This is a genomic window from Bradyrhizobium sp. PRIMUS42, assembly GCF_023006515.1.
Taxonomy (GTDB): domain Bacteria; phylum Pseudomonadota; class Alphaproteobacteria; order Rhizobiales; family Xanthobacteraceae; genus Bradyrhizobium.
Genome location: NZ_JALBGZ010000538.1, coordinates 1 through 4,332, shown reverse-complemented (window position 1 = coordinate 4,332; position 4,332 = coordinate 1). Strand labels below are relative to the sequence as shown.

The 4,332-nt window shown below is 64.8% G+C and carries 6 protein-coding genes; 4 read left to right on the top strand and 2 right to left on the bottom strand.

Annotation, left to right across the window (positions count from 1 at the left end; translation table 11 throughout):
• The 4 genes from MOV75_RS28705 to MOV75_RS28690 form a co-directional block, all read left to right on the top strand.
• The coding region (locus tag MOV75_RS28705; protein WP_247007022.1) for an SDR family oxidoreductase at positions 1-712 on the top strand (712 nt) is incomplete at its 5' end.
• Entirely contained in the window at positions 713-1,102 is a 390-nt protein-coding gene (locus tag MOV75_RS28700) for a hypothetical protein (RefSeq protein WP_246930825.1), read from the top strand.
• Between the two features lie 17 nt (positions 1,103-1,119).
• Positions 1,120-2,517: a dihydrolipoyl dehydrogenase gene (gene lpdA / locus MOV75_RS28695; RefSeq protein ID WP_246930827.1), complete on the top strand. Its 1,398-nt coding sequence runs from the start codon at positions 1,120-1,122 to the stop codon at positions 2,515-2,517.
• Positions 2,518-2,551: 34 nt separating this feature from the next.
• Positions 2,552-3,082, top strand: a complete 531-nt coding sequence (locus MOV75_RS28690; protein ID WP_246930830.1) for a hypothetical protein — start codon at positions 2,552-2,554, stop codon at positions 3,080-3,082.
• A gap of 208 nt (positions 3,083-3,290) precedes the next feature.
• On the opposite strand, the gene MOV75_RS28685 is transcribed toward MOV75_RS28690, so the two are convergent.
• Together MOV75_RS28685 and MOV75_RS28680 are read right to left on the bottom strand one after the other, a co-directional pair.
• Positions 3,291-3,881, bottom strand: coding sequence for a DUF4337 domain-containing protein (locus tag MOV75_RS28685; RefSeq protein ID WP_246930832.1), 591 nt, complete (start codon positions 3,879-3,881; stop codon positions 3,291-3,293).
• Positions 3,882-4,133: 252 nt separating this feature from the next.
• Positions 4,134-4,332 (bottom strand): tyrosine-type recombinase/integrase (locus MOV75_RS28680; RefSeq protein ID WP_247007021.1); only part of this gene is annotated, 199 nt, incomplete at its 5' end.

The window sequence follows — 4,332 nt, the reverse complement described above, 5'->3', positions numbered from 1 at the left end:
CGGCATTGGGCGGGCAACTGCGCTCGCGGCGGCCGCGCGCGGCTATCGCGTCGTGGTCGGGTACGCCAGCAACAAGAAGGCCGCCGACGAGGTGGTCGCTACGATCGAGGCCAGCAACGGCAAGGCCGTTGCGGTGAAATGCGATGTCGCCGAGGAGCGCGACATCATCGACCTGTTCAAGGAGGCCGACAAGTTCGGCACGCTCGGGGCGCTCGTCAACAATGGCGGCATCGTCGGCACCAGCGGCGTGCGGGTCGACGAGATGTCGGCCGAGCGCATCCAGCGCGTGATGGCCGTCAACGTCACCGGCTCCATTCTCTGCGCACGCGAAGCCGTCAAGCGCATGTCGACCAGGCACGGCGGCCAGGGCGGCGTCATCGTCAACCTGTCGTCGGTCGCAGCCAGGCTCGGCGCGCCCAACACCTATGTCGACTATGCGGCCTCCAAGGGCGCGATCGATTCCTTCACCATCGGCCTCGGTTATGAGGTTGCGAACGAGGGCATCCGCGTCGCAGGCATTCGCCCCGGTCTGATCGACACCGAGATCCACGCCGCCGGCGGCGAGCCCGACCGCGCCCATCGTCTGGCCCATCTGGTGCCGATGAAGCGCGTCGGTACCGCGGATGAAATCGCCAACGCCATCGTCTGGCTGATGTCGGACGAGGCTTCCTATGTCACCAGCGCCATCCTTGACGTCTCGGGTGGACGTTGAATGCCTGCGAACGAATTCCGCGAAGATATGTTCGAAGATCTGAAAGGATTCATCGGGCGGATTCCGGGGACCAAGGCGGATGCGCACCATCTCCATCGGGATGAAAGCTGGCACATCAATCTCACCATCGACATTGATGACCCCTTGGCGTGGCACGTGGTTCAAGAGCTCGGCTCGATACTCAACAATCTGTCGGTGACCGAAAAATTGCCGACGTTGTTCAAGCCCATGTCGTCGCCGCCCTACCTGAATGGCGGTCCGCGCGACTACCTGTACTGGCTGATCGAAGCAACCGGCGCAGTGTCGCCGCGCTATCTTCGGCAATTGCTTGAGGGACGGATGCCTCGGCCTGTCGACGATCGATCGCAATGGCTCAACCCTGATGAATAGACGTGACGGAGCATTCCATGACTTATGACCTCGTTGTGATCGGCACCGGACCGGGCGGTTATGTCTGCGCGGTCCGCGCCAGCCAGCTCGGCATGAAGGTCGCCGTGGTCGAAAAGAACGCCACGCTCGGCGGCACCTGCCTCAATGTCGGCTGCATGCCGTCGAAGGCGCTGCTGCACGCCTCCGAAATGTTCGAGGAAGCCGGCCATTCCTTCGCGAAAATGGGTGTGTCGGTCTCGTCGCCGAAGCTCGATCTTCCCGCGATGATGAACTTCAAGCAGCAGGGCATCGACGGCAACGTCAAGGGCGTCGAGTTCCTGATGAAGAAGAACAAGATCGACGTGCTCAAGGGCACCGGCAAGATCCTCGGCAGCGGCAAGGTCGAGGTCTCCGCCGACGGCAAGTCGCAAGTCGTCGACACCAAGAACATCGTCATCGCCACCGGCTCGGACATCGCGCGTCTGAAGGGGATCGAGATCGACGAGAAGCGCATCGTGTCCTCGACCGGCGCGCTGTCGCTGGACAAGGTCCCCGGCAAGCTGCTGATCGTCGGCGCCGGCGTGATCGGCCTCGAGCTCGGCTCGGTCTGGCATCGCCTCGGCGCCGAAGTCGTGGTGGTCGAGTTCCTGGATCGCATCCTGCCCGGGATGGACGGCGAGATCGCCAAGCAATTCCAACGCATCCTGGAAAAGCAGGGTTTTGCGTTCAAGCTTGGCGCCAAGGTCACCGCCGTCGACACCTCCGGCAAGTCGCTGAAGGCGACGATCGAGCCCGCCGCCGGCGGCGCCGCCGAGACGCTGGAAGCCGACGTCGTGCTGGTCAGCATCGGCCGCGTGCCGTACACGGACGCTCTCGGCCTGAAGGAGGCCGGCGTTGCGCTTGATCCCCGTGGCCGCGTGCAGATCGATCCGCATTTCGCCACCAGCCTGAAGGGCGTCTACGCCATCGGCGACGTCGTCGCGGGCCCGATGCTTGCGCACAAGGCCGAGGATGAAGGCGTTGCGGTGGCCGAGATCATCGCAGGCCAGGCCGGTCACGTGAATTACGATGTGATCCCAGGCGTCGTGTATACCACGCCGGAAGTGTCCTCCGTCGGCAAGACCGAGGAGGAACTGAAGCAGGCAGGCACAGCCTATACCGTCGGAAAGTTCCCCTTTACCGCCAACGGCCGCTCCAAGGTCAATCAGACCACTGACGGCTTTGTGAAGATCCTCGCAGATGCGAAGACCGATCGCGTGCTCGGCGTGCACATTATCGGCCGCGAAGCCGGCGAAATGATCCATGAAGCCTGCGTTCTCATGGAGTTTGGCGGCAGTGCGGAGGATCTCGCGCGCACCTGTCACGCCCATCCGACCCGCTCGGAGGCCATCAAGGAGGCCGCGCTTGCAGTCGGCAAGCGGGCCATCCATATGTAAGCACGCGCCCAGGACCGAATCGGGCGGGAAACACATGCTGCGCCGCCTTCTTCAACCGGTCTGGGTCCTGCTTGCGATCGTCTTCCTGATCGAAGCTTGGCTGTGGGACCATCTCGAGCCGATCGTCGCGCGGATTGTCGCGGCGATTCCGCTGGCGCGCTTCAAGCAATGGCTGACGGAGCGGGTCGATGCGCTGTCGCCGGCCACGACGCTGATCGTGTTCGCGGTCCCCATCGTCCCGCTGTTTCCGCTCAAGCTGGTCGGCCTGTGGCTGCTCACGCATGAGTACTGGACCAGCGCGATCTTCACGATCGTTTTCGCAAAGCTGCTCGGCGTCGGCGTCACCGCCTTCGTGTTCGACGTGACGCGCGACAAGCTCTTGGAGATGCACTGGTTCGAGCGGATCTACGACCTCGTGCTGAAGGTGCGCGCCAAGGCCGCCGAACTGGTCGACCCGGTCAAGCGCCGCATCCGCGAGCTGATCGCCGGCAACGGGGAGGGGTGGTCGTCACGTACGCTGCGTTTGATCCAGCGCTTCAGGAAGAGCGTGCACCAGGCGCGGTGAGCGTCCACACAATCAGTCTCTCACCGTCACGCCCGCGCAACGGCGAAGCCGTTGTCGCTGGAGGTGGCCGCTTCTTCAGCGGCCCTCGAGGGGCCACGGCCCGGCTGCAGCTCGGCCGTTCATCCTTCGAGGTCCCCCATGGGACGCGTCGCGTCCCATGCCTCGCACCTCAGGATGACGGAATTAGCAGCCGCGCGCCCCACCCCCCTCAATGCAAGTGCAGCAGATGCGGCCACCACAGGCCGAGCGCGGTCATGAAAAGGCCGGCGAGCGTCAGGATGCCGCCGACATAGGCCAGCGCGAACATGCCGGTGATGATGGTGGCCGAGGCCAGCACGATGCCGATCTGGAACGCGGCCGACGCCAGCTCGAAATGGTGGTATTTCGCGGTCGCCTCGTCGCGGTCGTGCTCGGCGTGCTTGGCCTTCTCCGCGAGTTGCTCGGTGCCTTCGCCGGTCTCGGGCTCGGAGCGGTAGCGCTGCGCAGTCTTGGTCCAGTCGTCGACCTGCTTCTGCACCGTCGCCCTCATGGCGTCGTCGCTCGTCCCGCCCAGCGTCAGCTTGCCCTGCTCGGCCGCGGTGATCACCACGGTGCGGCGGATGCTCTTGGCCTGGAAGAACGCCCAGAGATTAGCGGCCTCGACGTTCTTGCTGATCGATTCGGTCTGGGCGCCCTTGCCGAGCGTCTCCGAGATCGCCAGGAACAGCGCCAGAACGGCGATCAGGAGCGCGATCTTCTTGTTCGAGCCGGACGCGTGTTCGGCGTGCTCGGCGTGCTCCATGCTTTCATGTGCGCTCATAAGTCTCTCCTGCCTCGGTTCCGCAACGATTGACCGAACCGCGGGCGCCGCGCAAGAGGCACGCGCGTTGTGACGGGACTGTGTCAGTCTTGTCGGCTCTCGTGTCCCGGACGCGGCGCGGCGTGCAACGCTGCGACGCTGACCCGGGACCCAGAAGCTACAGGCGATCACGCGGTGGGATGGGCCCCGGCTCTGCAGCGCTCCGCTGAAGGAGCGCTGCGCTGCGTCCGGGGCACGAGAGCTCGTGAGGAGTCACCGCCGCGGATGCGCGCTGGCGTAGACTTCCAGCAGGCGCTCGGAATCGATGCCGGTATAGACCTGCGTGGTCGAGAGCGAGGAATGGCCGAGCAATTCCTGGATGGCGCGCAAGTCCCCGCCGCGTGACAGCAGATGCGTGGCCAAGGAATGCCGGAGCGCGTGCGGCGTGGCGCTGTCGGGCAGGCCGAGCGCG

Coding starts and splice junctions, on each gene's coding strand:
- MOV75_RS28700 (WP_246930825.1), top strand. CDS start 713: ATGCCTGCGAACGAATTCCGCGAAGATATGTTCGAAGATCTGAAAGGA.
- lpdA (WP_246930827.1), top strand. CDS start 1,120: ATGACTTATGACCTCGTTGTGATCGGCACCGGACCGGGCGGTTATGTC.
- MOV75_RS28690 (WP_246930830.1), top strand. CDS start 2,552: ATGCTGCGCCGCCTTCTTCAACCGGTCTGGGTCCTGCTTGCGATCGTC.
- MOV75_RS28685 (WP_246930832.1), bottom strand. CDS start 3,881: ATGAGCGCACATGAAAGCATGGAGCACGCCGAGCACGCCGAACACGCG.